Origin of the sequence: Phyllobacterium trifolii (assembly GCF_014192095.1) — a bacterium.
Classification (GTDB): domain Bacteria; phylum Pseudomonadota; class Alphaproteobacteria; order Rhizobiales; family Rhizobiaceae; genus Phyllobacterium; species Phyllobacterium trifolii.
Window position 1 is genome coordinate 178541 of sequence record NZ_JACHXN010000007.1, and the last position, 18473, is coordinate 197013.

The 18473-nt window shown below is 55.0% G+C and carries 20 protein-coding genes and 2 pseudogenes; 15 read left to right on the plus strand and 7 right to left on the minus strand.

Features of this window, described 5'->3' with window-relative positions; genetic code table 11:
- Positions 1–38 precede the first annotated feature (38 nt).
- Complete coding sequence (locus FHS21_RS13030) at positions 39–455, plus strand: flagellar protein FlgN (RefSeq protein ID WP_246411009.1); 417 nt, start codon at positions 39–41, stop codon at positions 453–455.
- Positions 452–937 carry a hypothetical protein gene (locus FHS21_RS13035; RefSeq protein ID WP_112532404.1) on the plus strand — a complete coding sequence of 162 codons (486 nt, stop codon included), beginning with the start codon at positions 452–454 and terminating at the stop codon, positions 935–937. Before FHS21_RS13030 ends, FHS21_RS13035 begins: the two co-directional genes overlap by 4 nt.
- Here the strand turns inward: FHS21_RS13035 and FHS21_RS13040 are convergent.
- On the minus strand, positions 925–1266 hold the full coding sequence (locus tag FHS21_RS13040) for a PilZ domain-containing protein (RefSeq protein WP_112532405.1): 342 nt from the start codon (positions 1264–1266) through the stop codon (positions 925–927). The two genes, FHS21_RS13035 and FHS21_RS13040, sit on opposite strands and share 13 nt — an antisense overlap.
- Positions 1267–1488: 222 nt before the next feature.
- Between FHS21_RS13040 and FHS21_RS13045 the strand changes: the two genes are divergently transcribed.
- The 5 genes from FHS21_RS13045 (at position 1489) to FHS21_RS13065 (ending at position 6255) form a co-directional block, all read left to right on the plus strand.
- On the plus strand, positions 1489–2511 hold the full coding sequence (locus FHS21_RS13045; protein WP_183662137.1) for an AI-2E family transporter: 1023 nt from the start codon (positions 1489–1491) through the stop codon (positions 2509–2511).
- Positions 2512–2586: 75 nt separating this feature from the next.
- A complete protein-coding gene (locus FHS21_RS13050; protein ID WP_112532407.1) occupies positions 2587–3120 on the plus strand; it encodes a sigma-70 family RNA polymerase sigma factor in 534 nt (177 codons plus the stop codon).
- Positions 3113–3886, plus strand: a complete 774-nt coding sequence (locus FHS21_RS13055; RefSeq protein WP_112532408.1) for an anti-sigma factor family protein — start codon at positions 3113–3115, stop codon at positions 3884–3886. The genes FHS21_RS13050 and FHS21_RS13055 overlap by 8 nt, the downstream gene beginning before the upstream one ends.
- A 22-nt stretch (positions 3887–3908) precedes the next feature.
- Complete coding sequence (locus tag FHS21_RS13060) at positions 3909–4628, plus strand: Bax inhibitor-1/YccA family protein (protein ID WP_112532409.1); 720 nt, start codon at positions 3909–3911, stop codon at positions 4626–4628.
- 166 nt (positions 4629–4794) lie between these two features.
- Positions 4795–6255: a sensor domain-containing diguanylate cyclase gene (locus FHS21_RS13065; RefSeq protein WP_183662144.1), complete on the plus strand. Its 1461-nt coding sequence runs from the start codon at positions 4795–4797 to the stop codon at positions 6253–6255.
- Positions 6256–6276: 21 nt separating this feature from the next.
- Here the strand turns inward: FHS21_RS13065 and FHS21_RS13070 are convergent, their stop codons facing one another.
- On the minus strand, positions 6277–7386 hold the full coding sequence (locus FHS21_RS13070) for an NADH:flavin oxidoreductase/NADH oxidase (protein ID WP_183662146.1): 1110 nt from the start codon (positions 7384–7386) through the stop codon (positions 6277–6279).
- 344 nt (positions 7387–7730) lie between these two features.
- On the opposite strand from FHS21_RS13070, the pseudogene FHS21_RS13075 reads away from it, so the two are divergent.
- From FHS21_RS13075 to FHS21_RS30670, 4 genes and pseudogenes are all read left to right on the plus strand, one after another.
- Positions 7731–8087, plus strand: a pseudogene (locus FHS21_RS13075) (winged helix-turn-helix domain-containing protein).
- Positions 8088–8173: 86 nt separating this feature from the next.
- A complete protein-coding gene (arsC, locus tag FHS21_RS13080) occupies positions 8174–8596 on the plus strand; it encodes an arsenate reductase (glutaredoxin) (protein WP_183662148.1) in 423 nt (140 codons plus the stop codon).
- Positions 8571–9299 carry an arsenical resistance protein ArsH gene (arsH, locus tag FHS21_RS13085; protein ID WP_183662156.1) on the plus strand — a complete coding sequence of 243 codons (729 nt, stop codon included), beginning with the start codon at positions 8571–8573 and terminating at the stop codon, positions 9297–9299. Before arsC ends, arsH begins: the two co-directional genes overlap by 26 nt.
- Before the next feature lie 459 nt (positions 9300–9758).
- A pseudogene (locus tag FHS21_RS30670) lies at positions 9759–10088 on the plus strand (ATP-binding cassette domain-containing protein); the annotation flags it as partial.
- A 63-nt stretch (positions 10089–10151) separates the two neighbouring features.
- Here FHS21_RS30670 and FHS21_RS13090 read toward each other — a convergent pair.
- The 5 genes from FHS21_RS13090 to FHS21_RS13110 form a co-directional block, all read right to left on the minus strand.
- On the minus strand, positions 10152–10985 hold the full coding sequence (locus FHS21_RS13090; RefSeq protein ID WP_162702133.1) for a class I SAM-dependent methyltransferase: 834 nt from the start codon (positions 10983–10985) through the stop codon (positions 10152–10154).
- A 280-nt stretch (positions 10986–11265) separates the two neighbouring features.
- Positions 11266–13020, minus strand: coding sequence for an ATP-binding protein (locus tag FHS21_RS13095; protein WP_112532416.1), 1755 nt, complete (start codon positions 13018–13020; stop codon positions 11266–11268).
- Positions 13021–13076: 56 nt separating this feature from the next.
- A complete protein-coding gene (locus tag FHS21_RS13100; protein ID WP_112532417.1) occupies positions 13077–13517 on the minus strand; it encodes a response regulator transcription factor in 441 nt (146 codons plus the stop codon).
- Between the two features lie 50 nt (positions 13518–13567).
- On the minus strand, positions 13568–14245 hold the full coding sequence (locus tag FHS21_RS13105) for a response regulator transcription factor (protein WP_112532418.1): 678 nt from the start codon (positions 14243–14245) through the stop codon (positions 13568–13570).
- A gap of 27 nt (positions 14246–14272) precedes the next feature.
- On the minus strand, positions 14273–14920 hold the full coding sequence (locus FHS21_RS13110; RefSeq protein ID WP_112532419.1) for an RrF2 family transcriptional regulator: 648 nt from the start codon (positions 14918–14920) through the stop codon (positions 14273–14275).
- Positions 14921–15339: 419 nt separating this feature from the next.
- On the opposite strand from FHS21_RS13110, the gene FHS21_RS13115 reads away from it, so the two are divergent.
- The 4 genes from FHS21_RS13115 to FHS21_RS13130 all read left to right on the plus strand — a co-directional run bounded on the left by FHS21_RS13115 (position 15340) and on the right by FHS21_RS13130 (position 18469).
- Positions 15340–16095, plus strand: coding sequence for an SDR family oxidoreductase (locus tag FHS21_RS13115; protein ID WP_112532420.1), 756 nt, complete (start codon positions 15340–15342; stop codon positions 16093–16095).
- A 74-nt stretch (positions 16096–16169) separates the two neighbouring features.
- Positions 16170–16577, plus strand: a complete 408-nt coding sequence (locus FHS21_RS13120) for a cupin domain-containing protein (protein WP_183662158.1) — start codon at positions 16170–16172, stop codon at positions 16575–16577.
- A gap of 81 nt (positions 16578–16658) precedes the next feature.
- Positions 16659–17411: an SDR family oxidoreductase gene (locus FHS21_RS13125; protein WP_183662160.1), complete on the plus strand. Its 753-nt coding sequence runs from the start codon at positions 16659–16661 to the stop codon at positions 17409–17411.
- A 224-nt stretch (positions 17412–17635) separates the two neighbouring features.
- The gene (locus FHS21_RS13130) at positions 17636–18469 is read left to right on the plus strand and encodes a S1/P1 nuclease (protein WP_183662162.1); all 834 of its coding nucleotides are present in this window, start codon (positions 17636–17638) and stop codon (positions 18467–18469) included.
- Positions 18470–18473: the final 4 nt, after the last annotated feature.

Here is an 18473-nt window from a genome sequence, read left to right on the forward strand (position 1 = left end):
GCGCGACTATCAAGGCCGATGAGATTGGAGAGATAGATATGGAAATAGAAATAATGACCAATGATCAGAACCGCAGCAATGTGCCCGAACCGGCGCTGGAGCCCGTCCTTTTCGCCATCCGTCGTTTGGAAGATGTCGTGGAGCGCGAGACACGGCTGCTTCTCGAAGGTCAGTTGGTAGATCTTGCAAATATCAACGCCAACAAGAGCCGCGGGCTACGTGATTTCAACAAGGCGATGGGCAAGGCGGTGAAGACCGTCGATACGCGCGCACTTAAGACGCTCCAGCCGGTTCTCGATAGCCTGCGTCAGAAGCTTGATCGCAATTGCGATGCTATCAAATTGCATTTGCGCGCAGTGACGGAGCTCGCGGGAATTATCCGCGATGCGCTTGAGACACAGGAAGCCGACGGAACGTATACTGCGAGCCAGGTCAGAAATGGGCTCGGTGCATGATCCGTATTGTGCTGATCGGTCTGTGGATCGGCGTCGTTGCACTGGGATCCCTGTATTTTGCCGTCTGGCAGAATTCGGCGACAGCAGCCGTTGCACCCAACGCTCAGGAGGCACTGGATGATGGCAAGACCGAAGTCTTCAGTGTTCCGATCATCGTGGACAACGCCGTTCAGGGTTATGTAGTGTCTCAGCTCGCCTATACACTGGACCACACCGTGAACGCGTCCTTCAAGATTCCGGTATCCTATTTCATCAATGACGAGATTTTTAGCCAGTTCTACGGGCATTATTCGGACGTTAAGAACATTCAGGAAGTCAAGTTCGATGATGTCAAGAAATCGATCATTGACGGTATCAATGCACGATTTCCGCAGCCATTGGTGAAGGACCTGCTCGTTGAGCAGTTCAATTACATAACTGCCAAGGAAATCCGCGACCAGAACACCAAGGGCCTGGAGCGTCAATCACCTCAAAGTGAATAGTACTTGCCGGCAAGCGTGCGCAAAATTGTGTCCGTCAACGGTGTGACGTCAGGATCCTCGACGAACCGCACGCCAAGTTCCATGTCCTGGCGCCAGACGACTTCCGCGATCAATGCGCCGCTATATTGATCATCGAACAGCCAGAAGCGACTGGGGACGGTGGTTTGGCTGACAACCCTGATCTTGGCGCCGCCACCGGCCAGGTTTTGAAAATGACATTCGGTCAGAAAATGCCCATCAAGCGCGACGAGTTTGCCGGAGCGCAATCGTGTTCGCTTGCGCTGCTCGACTCGCTTCTCCGCATTGCTGTTCGTTTGGTAAAATGGCATGTGACTTCGCTTGGCCCGAATAGAAGCTGGTAAAAAAGGCGCACGGACGACTTTCATACCGGCGGTTCATTCGTCGCTTGTAGAGGCAAACAATTGCAAATCCGTTATGCTTTAATCGGATACACCGCTCAAGATTTCGAAGATTTGCGTGCCTGCATCGATGGTGCTTGCGTCGCGGACGTTTTCAAGAGTACGTACAGCTGAATATTGACAGCCCCTCAGGTGACACACTTGCCAACCGCCACCAGGCTCCGAATTGCCTCCTACATTTTGTCGTTCATTGCGCTCGTCGCTGTGCTTGAACTAGGCTTGCTATCGGCTCTCCTCTCAGGACTGCTCGTTTACAACCTCGTCCATTATTCGGCTCCATTGCTCGGTAGACTGGGCATTTCCGGACATCTGGCAAAAACCATAGCGTTGGCAATGCTGGCGCTGATCTTCATCTTGGTGATTGTCGCCGCTGTCATGAGCAGCATGGCACTGCTCACCGATGGTTCCGACGAAGGTATAATATCGCTTTTCCAAAAGATGGCGGAAATCATCGATACCGCCCAGCTACATCTGCCGAATTGGGCCCGCGATTATTTCCCGTCAAATCTTGAAGAACTCGAAACGCTGGCTTCAAAGTGGCTGCGGGAACATGCGGGCCAGCTTCAGCTCGTTGGCCGGGAACTTGGCGTTCTCCTGGTTCGAATCATTGTCGGAATGGTAATCGGGGGAATGATCGCGCTCAGTTCTTCCGTTGCGGCATCACGCGAACCGGGCCCACTCGCGATTGCCCTTCGGGAACGTATCGAGCTATTAAGCGCGGCATTTCGCAATATCGTGTTCTCGCAGCTTCGAATCTCGGCATTGAACACAATTTTCACGGCCATCTATCTTGTTGTAATCCTGCCATTTTTTGGCGTTCACCTGCCGCTCGTCAAGACCATGATTGCGGTCACGTTTATTGCGGGTCTTCTTCCTGTTATCGGCAATTTGATCTCCAACACTGTGATTGTCGTCGTGGCACTCAGTGTTTCCTTTGTTGCCGCAGTGGGTTCGCTCGCCTTCCTGGTAATCATCCACAAGCTCGAATATTTCCTTAATGCCAGGATCATCGGATCGCGAATAAAATCGCGCGCATGGGAATTGCTCCTCGCAATGATCGTGCTGGAAGCCTGGTTCGGCATCGCTGGCCTCATCGCCGCCCCGATTTACTATGCCTATCTCAAGGACGAACTTAAAAAACAGAGCCTGATCTAGGCCGCAAATTTGCGGTCGCGTGATATAATTTCCCGATGGCAGGGAATAAATCCGCCGCAGGTCCGTATACGCCCTATGGAGAGTCCGAAACCCCGTTTTGATGTAGTCGGCCAGCTTGGATCGTTGCGCCGGTATGCGCGTTCGCTCACCCGCAACGAGACCGACGCGGAAGACCTTGTGCAGGATACGCTGGTGCGCGCTTACGAGCGGCGCAATCATTTTCGCAATGGCGGAAACCTGAAGGGCTGGCTTTTGTCGATCCTGCATAATGGTTTTATCGACAGCAAGCGTTCAAGCCAGTCGGAAGCGCGCCGCGGGGATACCTTGGCAGTCATTGCCGAAACCATCCTCCAGCCGCCGCAGGAGCATTCCATGCGGTTAATGGAGGTCAGGGATGCCTTCTTTTCGCTGCCCGAAGAGCAGCGCGCCGCTCTGCATTTGGTAGCGATCGAAGGTCTCTCCTACGAAGAAGCCGCAGCAACCTTGGGGATACCGATTGGCACGCTGATGTCCAGAATTGGCCGCGCGCGTGCGACACTGCGGTCTCTCGAGGCCGAGCAACCCGGCAAAGCCGCACATCTGAAAATTGTTGGAGGCCGCGATGAGTGACGCGATTGACCCTGTCGTTGAGGCCGACCTTGATGCCTATGTCGACGACCAGCTGGATGCGGGCCGCCGCATCGAGATCGCCCGTTACCTCTCGCATCATCCCGAGCAGGCTGCCCGCGTCATGTCGGATCTGCAGGCGAGGGACGAATTGCGGCTGGCGCTAACCGGCATGCACAGCAAGGGATCGCCGGAGACGAGCGAAGCGGCGCGTCGCCTTGAACGTGGCCTTATGCGAAACCGGCTGCTTGGCAATTTACAACGTGTTGCCGCGGTCGCCGTTCTTGTCGGTCTCGGGTGGTTGGCACATGCCGGTTTTGGCCCGCTCACCATCTCGCAGGTCGTTGCCTCGACACCGCCGCCAGCTTATGTTTCGGATGCGGTGATGGCCCACAAGACGTCCCTGGTCAGGGCAGAGATGAAGTCGCAGTCTGAGGTGAATAGTTACGATCCTGCGGAAATACGTGCGGCCACCGCTATCACCATGCCACAACTTTTGGACCGTTGGATCGTCAATGATGTCCAGCTTTTCCCATCAGCTTTCGGGCCAAGTGTCGAGATGGAAATCACATCCGCGGACATGGGACGGCTCTCGCTTTTCGCGGTTCGCCCCGGCAGTTTCGATGTCGTGAAGCCAAAAGCAGTGCGCGTGGGCGATAGCTCAGCGGCTTATTTCCAGATTGGCGATGTTGCCTATGCGCTCGTTTCGAATGCAAGCCCGACCGATCTCGAAACCGCTGCGTCGCAGCTTGTAACGACCCTTTATTGATTAACCAAGAGGATCCACAATCATGAATACACCACTTCGCTATGAAATGGGTACAGCGCGCGGACAGTCGGCTGCATTGTTCGATGAAGGACTGCGCCAGCATATGCTGCGCATCTACAATTATATGGGTTTAGGCCTTGTTCTGACAGGCGTTGTTGCATTCGTCGTCGCCTCGACACCGGCGCTTTATGTTCCCATCTTTTCGACCCCTCTGAAATGGGTCGTCATGCTGGCGCCGCTCGCCTTCGTGATGTTCTTCTCGTTCAAGATGCAAACCATGTCGGCAGCATCGGCACAGGCCATGTTCTGGGCATTCTGCGCGGTCATGGGGCTATCGCTGGCGTCGATCTTCCTGGTCTTTACCGGAACCAGCATCGCCCGCACATTCTTCATCGCGGCCACGATGTTCGGTGCCACCAGCCTTTATGGTTATACAACCAAGCGTGATCTCTCCCAGTTCAGCTCGTTCCTGATTATGGGTCTGATCGGTGTTGTCGTGGCGAGTGTCGTCAACATTTTCCTCGGCTCCTCGATGCTGCAGTTCGTTGTCTCGGTTGCCGGCGTTCTGGTGTTCATCGGTTTGACGGCTTGGGACACGCAGTCAATCAAGGAACAGTTTGCCGAAAGCTACGATTCGGAATCGCAGCAGAAGTTGGCTGTGTTCGGGGCTTTTTCGCTCTACCTGAACTTCATTAACCTCTTCCAGCTGCTGCTCAGCCTGACCGGTCAGCGGGAAGAATAGCGATAGGGTAGCAATCCTGTGCAGGCGCCCTCAAGGCGTCTGTACAGTGGGATGCAGATCGGCGTGCTCTTTACGCGTTCGTTCTGCACAAGGTAACGATTGTTCAGTGAATATCGTTCATATAGATACCTGCTGGTAGAGGAACCAGCCGAGAGATTCGCGCTATATGAATGAGCATGTCGATCATCACGCCGATATCGAGACATTCGATCTCGCGCCGATCTCGTTATGGCTGGAGGATTTCAGTGGCGTCAAGCATCTGTTCGAGAAATGGAGGCAATCGGGCGTCACCGATATCAGATCCTATCTGCGTGAGGACGAGGGCCGGATAAAGGAATGCTCAAGCCTGATCCGCGTTCTCAAGGTGAACAAGAAGACGCTTGCTCTTTTCGAAGCGAATGACTTCAACCACCTGACCGGCAATCTCGACTCTATCTTTCGCGACGACATGCTGCAGTCGCATATACAGGAGCTGTCCGCTCTGTGGGATGGCGATACCGAATTCTCCAGTGACACGGTGAACTATACGCTGGCGGGCCGCCGGCTGGATATTCAGCTTCGAGGCGCAGTTTTACCAGGATATGAAGGTTCGTGGACGCGGGTATTGCTTTCCATCGAAGATGTAACCGAGCGCGAGGACGCGCGGCGGCAGCAGATTGAGAGCAAGCGCTACGCGGAAGGGTTGTTCGAATATTCTCCTGTATCTCTTTGGGTGGAAGATTTCAGCCGCATCAAGCGTTTGCTTGATGAAGTGCGGGAGCAGGGCATTACCGATTTTCGTGTGTTTACCGATGTCCATCCTGAATTTGTTGGACAATGTGCAAGCGAGATCCGCGTCATCGATGTCAACAACGAGACGCTCAGACTGTTTCTCGCACCCGACAAATTGACATTGTTGCGCAGGCTTCCTGATATTTTCAGGGATGGGATGGATGTGCATTTCAGGGAACAGCTTATCGAACTCTGGAATGGCAACCTCTTCCATCAGCGCGAGACCGTAAATTACGCGCTCGACGGTACCGAACGCCATGTGCTGCTGCAATTTTCGGTTCTGCCGGGCCACGAACAGGATTGGTCATTGGTCCAGATATCCTTGACCGATATCACAGCACGCAAGAAGGCCGAAGCCTATCTCGAATATCTCGGCAAGCATGATGTGCTCACCAAGCTTTACAATCGCGCGTTCTACGTGGACGAGTTGAACAGGCTCGAACGTCGTGAATTCCATCCCGTATCGATCATCATCCTCGACCTCAACGGATTGAAGGTGATCAATGATCAGTGGGGGCATGGCGTCGGAGACGGTCTGTTGCGGCGGGTTGGAGAAGTGCTGGGTGGAGCCGTCAAGCCTCCCTGCTACGCTGCGCGTATTGGCGGCGATGAATTTGCTATTCTGCTCCCGGCCGTCGATGAGCTTGGCTGCGCAAGCATGATCGATGAAATCCGCAGCCTTATCGAAATCAACAACCAGTATTATTCCAATATACCCCTGAACATATCGATCGGCTGGGCCACCAGTAATGTCGGAGAGAAGATGGAAGCTGTGGCCAAGCGCGCCGATCTGCTGATGTACGAAGACAAGCGTTCGCATTATTCGTCAGAGAACGAGCGTCGCAACCTCGACTAGTTACGAACGCCCGCGGTTAACTCAGGCCGTTTGGGGGATTTTAAACAGATCCGCATGATTCCGGGGCTGGGATCGCCAATATTGTTCGGGAGCCACCACCTGCGCGCCAAGTTCCGCCGCTGCATGCCAGGGCCAGCGGGGATCGTAGAGGATTGCACGTGCAAGCGCGATCGCATCGGCGTCACCGTTGGCAATAATGTCTTCTGCCTGTTTCGCCTCGGTGATGAGTCCGACAGCAATGACGGGCATTTTCACCTCGGCCTTGATACGCCGCGCGAATGGAACCTGATAGTTGGGTTCAACCGGCATTTTCTGCAGGGGCGAAAGACCGCCACTGCTGACGTGGACGGCGGCACAACCGCGCGCCTCCAATTCCTTTGCAAAGATCACGGTGCTCTCGACGTCCCATCCACCATCGACCCAGTCGGAAGCGGAAACGCGTATCCAGACCGGCTTGTTGGCGGGAAACGCTGCCCGTACTGCCTCGAACACTTCGAGAGGGAAGCGCATTCGGTTTTCCAGACTTCCACCATACTTGTCTTCGCGCCTGTTCGAGAGCGGTGACAGGAACTCGTGCAGCAGATATCCATGGGCTCCATGAATTTCGATACCGTCGATACCGATCCTGTCGGCGCGTTTCGCTGCCTTGACGAACGCATCCCGTATGCGATCAAGACCAGCGCCATCCAATGCCGTTGGAACATCGTACTCATCCAGATAGGGCACCGGTGAAGGGGCTACGGTTTTCCAGCCAGTCGGCTCATTTGGCGCAATCTGTTTGCCGCCTTCCCATGGCACGTGGGTTGATGCCTTTCGCCCGGCGTGGGCCAGCTGCACTGCGATGGGTATCGGCGAATAGTCCCGGATCGCGGCGACAACACGCCCGAGTGCTGCCTCATTGTCGTCGGAGTAAAGCCCGAGATCGCGGGGAGAGATGCGTCCTTCAGGCGTAACTGCGGTAGCTTCCGTGACCAGCAAGCCGGCGCCAGACAGGGCAAGGTGGCCGAGATGCATCATGTGCCAGCCGGACGCCGAGCCATCTTCGGCGGAATACTGGCACATGGGAGCGATTATGATCCTGTTTGAGAGTTCGAGCGAATCCAATCGCAGCGGTTGAAACAACTGGCTCATTATATGACCTCAACTTTTCGAGTAGCTGCGTTGCGAAATTGGGAGTTTCGTCGCAGCAGGTTCTTTTGAATTTGACATTGAACAAATGGATGCTGCCCGCCGGAAGTCAAGTAACGGGTTCGTAATGAGCAGAAGCGGCTTGTGCTCGGCAGTGACATCTGCACGATTCAGAAAAAAGCCCTGAGAGCCGGCACTTCAGCGGTCAAGTGGAAGCAATCCGCCTTCTCTCCGACTTCTGAGCTGGGAGTCTGGCATCAGAAAACGCAAGAATGCAGCCGTTGATTTTAACCTAAGACCGACAATCCGCTCTTGACATTTTCTAACGCATCGATAAATCCAGATATATGAAAAAAGAACAAACAATCGAAGCTTTTTCGGCTCTTGCCCAGCCAACCCGCATGGAGGATGCATGAGCCGGATGGGATCGCGGCTGGAGAGGTGTCTGGCCTCCTCGACGTTCCGCAGAACACCATGTCTACCCATCTCGCGATCCTGTTGCGAGCGGGTTGATTTCCTCTGAGCGACAGAGCCGTTCAATAAACCTGCGCGAAGCAATTAACTTCTTGCTGAAAGATTGTTGTGCCGGACATCCCGATATCTGTGCGCCGCTGTTAGCCGATATCGTTCCCTGCTGTCCCAAAGGAAAACCGGGGGCTTCATGCGTGACCTGTCGGATTGCAGGGGCGGCTTTGGCGTCCTGATCGACGTTCGGGTGATGTTGCAGTAAAAATTGGCACGAGCGCGGCGCGGACGTGCAGAACTTCCAGAAAATCGAAAGGACTGTTTAATGGCCGTTACCATCTATCACAATCCCTCTTGCGGCACGTCGCGCAACACGCTGGCTCTCATTCGCAACGCGGGCATCGAGCCGACGATCATCGAATATCTGAAGTCGCCGCCTGCGCGCCAGGAACTCAAAGACTTGATTCGAAGAGCTGGGCTGACTGTCCGCGAAGCCATTCGCGCAAAGGGTACGCCCTTTGCTGAACTTGGTCTGGATGATATGTCATTGACTGACGAACAGTTGCTTGATGCCATGGAAGCCCATCCGATCCTGATAAATCGCCCATTTGTGGTGACTGAGATGGGTGTGCGATTGAGCCGTCCATCCGAGCTGGTACTGGGTATTCTGCCGCAGCCGCAAAAGGGGGCGTTTACCAAAGAGGATGGCGAGGCCGTCATCGATGCAAAAGGAAGACGCGTTGTCTGATCTGCCAAACACTTTGAAACAGGCTCTGCACAAGGTCGATGCGTCCAAGTTGGCCGCACCAAAATCCTCGCATGCGCCAAAAATACTCTTGCTCTGCGGTTCATTGCGCAAGATTTCCTATAGCCGTTTGCTGACACAGGAGGCGGCGCGGCTGCTGCAACATTTCGGTGCTGAGATCCGCATTTACGATCCAGCCGGATTGCCGCTTCCGGATGACGCTCCAATTGATCACCCCAAGGTGCAGGAGCTGCGTGAGCTTTCATTGTGGTCGGAAGGCCAGGTCTGGACAAGTCCGGAACGGCATGGGGCGATGACAGGCGTGATGAAATCGCAGATCGATTGGATACCTCTTGCAATGGGTTCGATCAGGCCAACGCAGGGGCGTACGCTCGCAGTCATGCAGGTCTCGGGTGGCTCGCAATCATTTAACGCCGTCAACCAGATGCGGGTACTCGGGCGCTGGATGCGTATGATTACAATACCCAACCAGTCATCTGTGGCGAAAGCCTATCAGGAATTCGACGAACAGGGTCGTATGAAGCCATCGGCCTACTACGACCGGGTCGTCGATGTCATGGAAGAGTTGGTCAAGTTTACGCTTCTGACCCGCGACGTGTCGGGCTATCTGACTGACCGGTATAGCGAACGTAAAGAAAGTGCGGCAGAGCTTGAGCAGCGAGTAAATTCCAGGTTAGCAGTCTGAGCCTTCAATCTTTGACCTCGCATCGTACCGCGAAAGCGCGATGCGCCTTTCGTCCGTAACGCAGCTGCCGTCAAATTGTTCGACAAAAACGTCGCCTTCAAGCAGGAGTGCCGCAACACAGAATGACAGGTTGAGCTGAGCAGAAGTCGGGCCTTCCAGACGATACGGCCACCCGAAGCGGCAGGCCTGGCGCATCCTAGCCGAATTGCCTAACCCAAATTCCTGAATCGCGCATCGTATAGAACTGTAATAAAATTCTCCTATGGCAAATTCCGATTATCCTGAGTTCGAATGTCAAAACTGCAAAGCGATCATGATCGCGGTGCGGCGCAACTTGTGCGATTCCAGTGCCATCGTTTGCAGTCGCTGCGATAGTTTTCTGGGGGCATTTGTCGACCTGGACAACCAACTTTCGCTGAGGTCACGACAACTGAAGGGTCCTCCCGACTTCCGTTAACGCTATGGGACGAGGTCAAGGACAAGTTGCTGGCGAGCGGCCCTGAGCCTCTCAGGCGGACTCGTGCGCGGAATTGCCGTACGGCTTGAGGTCCTTCTGCTCGGCGAGTCCACATCCGCACTGGATCGACGGCCCGTATCGAGGAACTGATCGAGATACTCAAGTTCACAATCGTCAGTGTCACCCACAACATGCTGCAAGCGGCACGCATATCGAGCAATACTGCGTTCATGCACCCGGGGAAACTGATCGCGTTCGGTCCGACAACCGACATATTCAACCAGCCGCAAGACAAGAGGTCCCTTGAGTATATTACGGGTCGCTTTGGTTGAGGCCGCTGATGGCGCGGCGTCGAAGAACCGTGACAGCCGGGCTTCAGCCAATACCGAAGCAAATCATTTGCGCCGTGCAATAAGTATCACCGGATCGATCTGATGGTTCTCGAGCGCCTTTGCGTAGTTTGAGAACTTTTCAGGTGCATTGGTTCCGGTCAAAAGGTGAAGCCCCAGGGGTGGAGGAGCATTTGCACTGGCAGCCTTCGCCAAGACCTCTCGAAAGAATTGCCTGGCAAACTCCCGCAGGCTTACCTCTTTGTCGATAAGAAATCCGGCCTCGACGAGGAGGTCACTTGTCTGCGCGGGGGACTTGAGGAAACTGGTTGCCTCGCTTTCCGCCCACGGCTCGGGGTAGATCATACCTGGCGACGGACCCTTCATGACGTCGAACACGCATAGCGGTGCGCCGGACCGCATCACGCGGGCCAATTCGGCGTAGAATCGGTCGCGTTCGCGGATATTCATGGCCGCATGAAAACTCACGGCCGCGTCGAACACAGCATCCGGAAACGGCATCGAGGTGACACTGCCAACCTGAAAAGCGCACTGTCCAGTGAGCTGCATCCGGTCGGTTAGGGCTTGGGCAACCTCGACATATTGCGGTGTGAGATCGATACCGGTGACACGGCACCCATATTCTTTCGCCAGTAGCCGTGCTGTTCCGCCAAGGCCGCATCCGGCGTCCAGCACGTGCATTCCTGCCTTGAGCGGCATCATCTTCAGCGCCTTTACCGTGGTCAACCGGCCGGCTGTGTGGAACTCGTCAACTGGTGCCAGATCAATGGGCTGGAGATTGTCCAGATCAGCCCCAAGGGTCTTCAGTCCAGCTAAAATGGCCTCCAGCAGTCCCGCTCTGCCGTAGTGACTTGCTACCGCGTTCTCCAGTTTCTTCATGATTACCTCCCTGCTATTAGACCGCACCCTATGGCGTGGTATAGCTGGAGAACATACCTCGCTCTCGGGCATGGTCCGGGATGATCAGCACGCCATGGCGGCAGTTTAGCCACCGTAATTATCGCTCAACTACGAGATTGTTTCTAGGCAGATGTGTCGGCGCCATGCCATCGGACAAGAAAGTGAAGTGATCGTTGATGATGACCTCAATGGTGGCCTTATCGGCATCGCTGCTGGCGTGCCATATCGGTTTGAAGCTGTGATGATGCGTGACGAGAGATTAAATTATACGAGGGACTATGTCGTCCTGTCGCTCAGGGAACGTACCGAGCGACTGCGCACTTTGGAGTTGACCCATGGCTGTTGTCGGAATTGAGAAACCGAACATCGCTCCACCTTCCGGACGGTTTGCAGCAGCTATCTCGCCCCCGTGAGCTTTGATAATTGACTGGCAGATGGCCAGCCCTATCCCCAGTCCGCCTTCCTTTGTTGTAAAGAATCCATCGAATATCTGATCTAAATGATCAACCGGGATACCAGTCCCTGTATCTCTGATCGAGAATACGACACGAGCGTTCACGTCCAGTCGCGTTTCGAGATAAATGTCGCGGTGCACGTGAGGAGCCTTCTTCATGGCTTGGATGCTGTTAACGATCAAGTTGACGATCACCTGTTGCAGCTGGATGCGATCACCCCGGACAGCGGGAAGATCCTGTTGCAGCTTTGTCGTAATGACAACGCCCTTATCCTCGCTTTCGTGGCGCAGGAACACCACGCACTGACGAATGACATCATTGAAATCAAGCAAAGTAGAGGTGGCCTCACGCTTGCCGGCCATATCCTGAATCCGGCCGATAATATCGCCCGCGCGCTGTGCGCTTTCAACGACACGGGATGTGAGGATGTCTACCTTGCCAAGATTTGGCTCGGCCCGCCTGAGATATCGCAGGCTCGTCTGAGCGTTCATCAGGATGGCCGAAAGCGGCTGCTTGATTTCATGCGCTATCGAGGTCGTCATTTCGCCCAATGTGGAAAGACGCGCTGCATGGGAAAAGTCGGCTTCGATTTTTCGCAATTTTGCCTCTGCTTCAAGACGAGCGGTGTTGTCGATCATCATGAGGATTGTCGTATCGAGGCGCTCGCCTGGTACCGGGAAGGTCATCAACAACAGTACATCGAGCAGCCGGCCATCGAAGGTCCTTACCTTCAACTCTTCCACATGATTCCTGACACCTGAAAAATGCGCCAGCATCACGCGTTTCGTCGCGCCGGGTGTGGTTGAAAACAGGTATTTTACCGACCCGATGAATTCTGAGCGGTGCTTCCCGCCGAAGAGGACCATGGCCTCTTTGTTGACGTCGAAGACTTGTACAATATCGCATGCAAGTTTGACGATCTCCGGATGTTCATCCGAATATGAGGCCATGTCAGTGATGCCATTAGCGCGAAGGCGGTCAAATATGCGCCCTGCCGGCCGGGCGTCGATCTGCCAGACAGGAATGGGCAGGGAGGAAATCATGTTCCGATAGCGTTTCTGGCTCGCTTCGAGTTCGATGACAGCATTCGGTGCATTCAAGGTTGCCCTGACAGAGACGAATACGGTGTCCGCGCATCTTGGATCAAAAGCCTTCCAGCCTGTCAGAACGACATGCTGCAACCGACCCACGGTGGGGATTTCTCGTGCTACCGTTCCTTTATGAGCAGAGGCGGCGACTGTTGTGAGCAGATCGCCGAGGGCAGCACGGCTTTGTTCGGGCCAGAGGCTTGCAATTGGACGGTCCAATACTTTGTCCCGGTCTGCGGGCAGGCCGAACAGACGGATTGCTTCATCGTTGACGTCCAAAATCCGGACGGCAGAGAGCAACATATCCAATCGATCGGGTTGCCATTCCTGATCCCTGCCGGGGCAGGCTGCATCCATGCTTTCAAGCAAAGCTCGTGCGCGCGTCACATTGAATTGCCAGTAGGCAACCTGTCCGATAGCAGCCTGCGTAGGCGGTTGGCCTCCTTGTGTGGGATAATCGACTGATTCCATTGGCGACCTCTCTCCGAGCGATGGTCGATGATATTTAATTCTATGAAACGGTCCTGTTACGGCTCTCGGGGCAAATCATCCGGCTTATCCATTGATCGTCGATTGAGAGCTGAAATAATATGCCCGTGTAGAACATCGTCACTGATCGGCTTATTCAAAAAGGCGACGGCGCCGAGACGCAATGCCCGGGCCTTTGCTTCGGGGGCTAACTGGGCCGACATGAAGATGATGGGCAAGTCGGGATCGGCGGCAGACAGCTTCTCCTGAAGCTCCAGTCCGCTCATGCCTTTCATGTTGAGATCGGTGATGAGGCAGTCGAACCGCCCTCTTGTATGTGCAGCCAGAATCTTTTCCGGACGGTCGAATATCTGGCACTTGACATCGAACACCTCGAGCAATTCGGCCAAGGCGTTGCAAATACTCAAATCGTCGTCGACGACTGCAATGATTGGGGTAAGGGTCAATTCGCAAACTTTCACACAGTGGACTTTCGTCACGGCGGTTTAGTATCTGCTTGATCACTGCCTCATCAAATCCATACGAAAGTCTAGGCCCGGTAGTCATCACGCATATCCGCTGGTATCGACTGCCAGGCGCGAACAAGATGGGTGATGAAGGGCGTCTTCATCTTGCGCATCACACTGCTTCGATGAAGCTTGACCGTGATTTCTGAAATGTTGAGATCGAATGCGATCTGTTTGCTCAGTGCACCCCGCACCACGGCTTCCATGACTTGACGCTCACGAAGGGTGAGCGTCGCATAAAGCGCCATATTCGCCTTGGTTGTGAGTTGCTCGGCGCGCCTCTCCTTGTCAATTTCAATGGCCTTGTTTACCGCATCGAGCAGGGTCTGATCGCGCACAGGCTTGGTCAGAAATTCGATCGCACCTGCCTTCATCGCCTGAACTGTCATTGGAATATCGCCATGACCGGTCAGAAAGATGATGGAGGCAGAGATACCATTGGCGGCCAGGCGGGTCTGGAAATCAAGACCGCTAGCACCTGGCATTCGCACGTCGAGAATCATGCAGCCTGGTCTGTCCAGAATGTCCGCGTCCAACAGTGCCTGGGTGGAGCCAAACCCCGCCGTATCAATGTCCACCGATTCCAGCAGTTCACAGATCGAGAGCCGCACCGATTCATCATCATCCACGACCAGCACCAGGGGTTCCGTCTCGGGACGAGCTTCAATGGTGGCGATTGCATTTCCCAACGAAACGTTCATTTGCCATACTCCAAAACGTTGCACGACTTATGCCTGCGGTTTCAAATTCTGCTGGCCGCGCCGTACTCTTTTCCTTGAACTGTCTTTGACTGCCGAAATGCGCGTAACTTCCCGGTTGGTCGCGCGATTGTCGAGCCATGCACCGACGTCTTCGCCAAACTGTGCTGGAGCCAGGTCACCAAAGGCACCCGAAAGGTCTTCAAGCGTCGTGCGCGCCATCTCCTTGCGCATGCTTTTTTGGGCACGCAGCATCACGGCGTGAATCCCGCACACGCCGTTGGTTATCCAGGCTGGCGGCGCGCCGCCAAACAGAAGGCAATTCTCGCGCACATCCTTGCAGTCGAAGAGATTTTTGCGGCCATCGATGGCATCGACAATATCGAGCACCGTTACCTCCCGTGGCTCTTTGGCAAGCCTATATCCGCCATTGATGCCACTGGTCGAAACAACGATCCCGGCTTTTTCAAGCCGCGGCATAATTCTCGCCATCAATGTCACTGGAACGCCTTGCAGTTCGGCAAGATCACGGCTGCTCACGGGCTTTGCACGCGGCTGGATCAAATACATCATGCAGTGGATGCCATATTCGACCGTCGCGCCATACAGGCTCGGCGGCCGGGCACTGTGGGCCGCTGTATCAATGAGATCCCTGGGCTTTGTCGGGTTGGTGTTCATAACACCTCTCCTACACGTCCGTGTTATAAAACGCCAGAGTTTTTTGTGCTGCGGACTTTCGTTCAGCGGACGAATCTACAAGGGGATCCGATGATACCAGGCAACTGGCCGGCGAAAACAGCATTGAAATCTGGATATCACAACACAGCCGGTGCGGACGACGCTCGCCATGAAATCCGATGGCCAGCTATGGCCTTTTTTCTGCAATCCACACATCACGCAGACACATCACGAAAATCGACTGCTCGCGTCCCGATCGCCAGCCCTCGTGTCACACGTTCCTAAACTTGAGGATGGGTCGACTAACCCCGGCGATTAGAGCGACCCACCCCCTTGCACGATGGAATGTTTTTGTCTCCCCAGCCATGCTCCGAAGCGATAGAGTCACTAGCCTCAAAGGCCAAACGAGGAGATAAGTTATGAAAATTGTTATTATCGGTGGAACCGGGCTCATCGGATCCAAGACCGCCGTACGTCTGCGCAATGAAGGCCACGAGGTTCTCGCCGTATCGCCAAACACCGGTGTCAACACCATCACCGGCGAAGGCCTGGCGGATGCGCTGGTCGGCGCCGAGGTGGTTGTTGACCTTGCAAATGCGCCTTCGTGGGAAGACAAGGCTGTGCTCGAATTCTTCGAAACATCGGGCCGCAATCTGCTCGCCGCAGAAGCCAAGGCTGGTGTAAAGCACCACATTGCCCTTTCTATCGTGGGAACGGAGCGGCTGCCGGAAAATGGCTACTTCAGGGCTAAACTTGCCCAGGAGAGGATCATCAAGGAATCGCCCATTCCATACACAATCGTTCATTCCACTCAATTTATGGAATTTCTGAAGGGCATTGCCGATGAAGCAACCGTCGGCACCGTTGCTCGCCTGTCTCCTGCAGCCTTCCAGCCCATCGCATCGGACGACGTTGCCGACGCGATGGCAGACGTAGCCGTCGGCAAGCCGCTCAACGGGACGATCGAGATTGCGGGTCCCGAGCGAGCTCCCATGAATGAAATCATTGCCCGGTATCTGAAAGCGGCCAACGATCCGCGGACGGTCGAGGCAGATGTCCATGCGCGTTATTTCGGGTCCGAACTCAACGATCAGTCGATCGTGCCCGGCAACGGTGCGCGGCTTGGCAAAGTTGGCTTTGAGGATTGGCTCCGTCACTCTCAACAGCCGAATTGAGCCAACCATCGAACAACCTGTCTTTAGCCCAGGTTTCGAACGCACATGAATCAACAACCAAAGGGATTACGACAATGAAGTCAGCTTTGTTAGCGCTGTTTGTGTCGGCTTCAGCTTGCGTGCTCGGCACCTTGCCAGCCATTGCTGCTGAAGATAGTGCAAAAGTCACGCCCCTCATGCAAAAGGACCTGCCGAATTATCCCGGAAAGGAGGGCCTGATGATATCGGTGGTGTATGAGGGTGGAGGCTCTTCACCAATTCACAAGCACGACGCAAATGCATTCGTCTATGTCCTCGAGGGCTCGATCGTGATGCAGGTCAAGGGAGAAAAGGAGGTCACCTTGTCACCGGGAGACACCTTCTACGAAAGCCCTTCCGACATTCACCTGGTCAGCCGCAACGCGAGCACGACTGAACCCGCGAAATTCATCGTCGTTTTGCTCAAGACCAAGGACGCTCCGGTTGTCATGCCGGTGAAGTGACACCATGGCGGATCCAATGGTCTGCTGGTCGTCGCTTCGTATCGGGCGCGCCTAGCAACAGCTGCGAGAGGGATCAAGTTGATGAGAGTCACGATTATGGGAGCGACAGGACGCGTCGGGACGCACCTCGTGGAAAAACTTGAACAGGTAGGCGTCGAAGTGGCAGCGGCATCCACTTCCCTCGGAATCAACAGCGTGACGGGGAAAGGTCTCAGGGAAGCTATGACGGGAGCTGATGTTGTCATCGACGTCACCAACGCCGAGTCGTTCGGTGATGGCTCGGCCCTGGATTTCTTCAAGACGTCTACCCGGAACTTGTTGGCCGTCTCAGCAGAGACCGGGGTTAGGCACTACGTCGCGCTTTCCGTGGTGGGGACACCTCGCCTTGTCGAGAGCGATTATTTCCGTGCGAAGATGGTGCAGGAAAATCTTATCCGGGCAGCGCGCAGACCCTTCACCATCCTCCATTCCACGCAATTCTTCGAGTTTATCAGCGGCGTGGTCGACATGGGAGCAGAGGGAGATGCCTTTCGGCTCCCGTCGGCATCGGTAAGGCCAATAGCTGCCTACAACGTCGCCGAAATGCTGACAGAATTGGCGATGGGGGCGGCAAGGAACGGTACCGTGGAGATCAGCGGGCCCGAGCAGTTTGGGCTCGATGAAATTGCTCGGATCCACCTCGCAGCAAACGAAGACACACGCCAGGTCATTACTGACAACAGCGCGCGCTACTACGGCGTCGAATTAAATGACGACACACTGCTTCCACTCAAGGACACGCATGTTGGTTCGATGCGCTACGGCGACTGGCTGTACCGCTCGATGGCCAGTTAGAGGTTGACGTTCCAGGTGTATGGCTCGAGCTAGTCTCCCTCTCGCGTGGGTGAACGGCTCGTTCGTGGGCAATGCAGACCAAACCACCACAACAGATTTGCCGGCTAAGTTCATCCTCTTCTGGACGACAATCATGACTGCCCGCAGTTGCAAGCTGCTTGATCATGAGAACTATTTGGGGGAGTATTCCAGAGCATGATTTAAGAGAGCGGAGGGCTTCGGGAATGCGCCGCATTGCATTGACTGTCGCGCTTCTGCTCGCCGCCATGAATGTGGCCTTCGCCTGGGGACCTTCGGGTCATTCCATTATCGCCGAAATCGCCCGGCTAGCCCCTCTGACATTGCAGCATGTCGCAGACTTGCCTCGCAGCGGCGCATCGTTGGCCTCGAGTGCCAGTTGGGCCGACGACGAACGGGCTGGAGACAAGACCACCACCAGATGGCACTTCGCCGATATCCCTCGAACAGCTCCCGGTTATGATCCCGCGGGCGACTGCGTTCTTGATGCGTCTGATGGCGAGTGCATTATCGCCGCTATAAATAGACAGCTCGGTATTGTTGCCTGTCCCTCTCTTCCACTCGAACCACGCCGGCGCGCGCTAAAATTCCTCGTGCATTTCCTCAGCGACTTGCACCAACCCCTGCACGCCATCGACGAAGAAGGCGGCAACTGCGTCAAGGTCACGGTCGTCGCCCAGAAAGGCGTCAACGGCAATATTCCTTTCACTACCAGCCTTCATGCTCTCTGGGATGTTACTCTCATTGACAAGACCGTATGGTCATGGGGCAGCTACGTGGAACGCCTTGAGAATAGTTGGCTGAAAATCGCAGACGCCAATTCAGTGACTTGCGGAACGACAATCGATTGGGCCAATGAGAGCCATCAGCTCGCTATCAATATCATGCGCTCTGTCCCGGCCGATGGTGTGCGCGACGACGACTATCGGCGGGTAAATCTTCCAGTTCTTGATACACAACACAGTCGCGCCGGTTTGCGCCTTGCCAAAACCTTGAACGACGCCTTTGCTAAGGGTGACTGTCCGGCGGGACAGGAATAGGGGA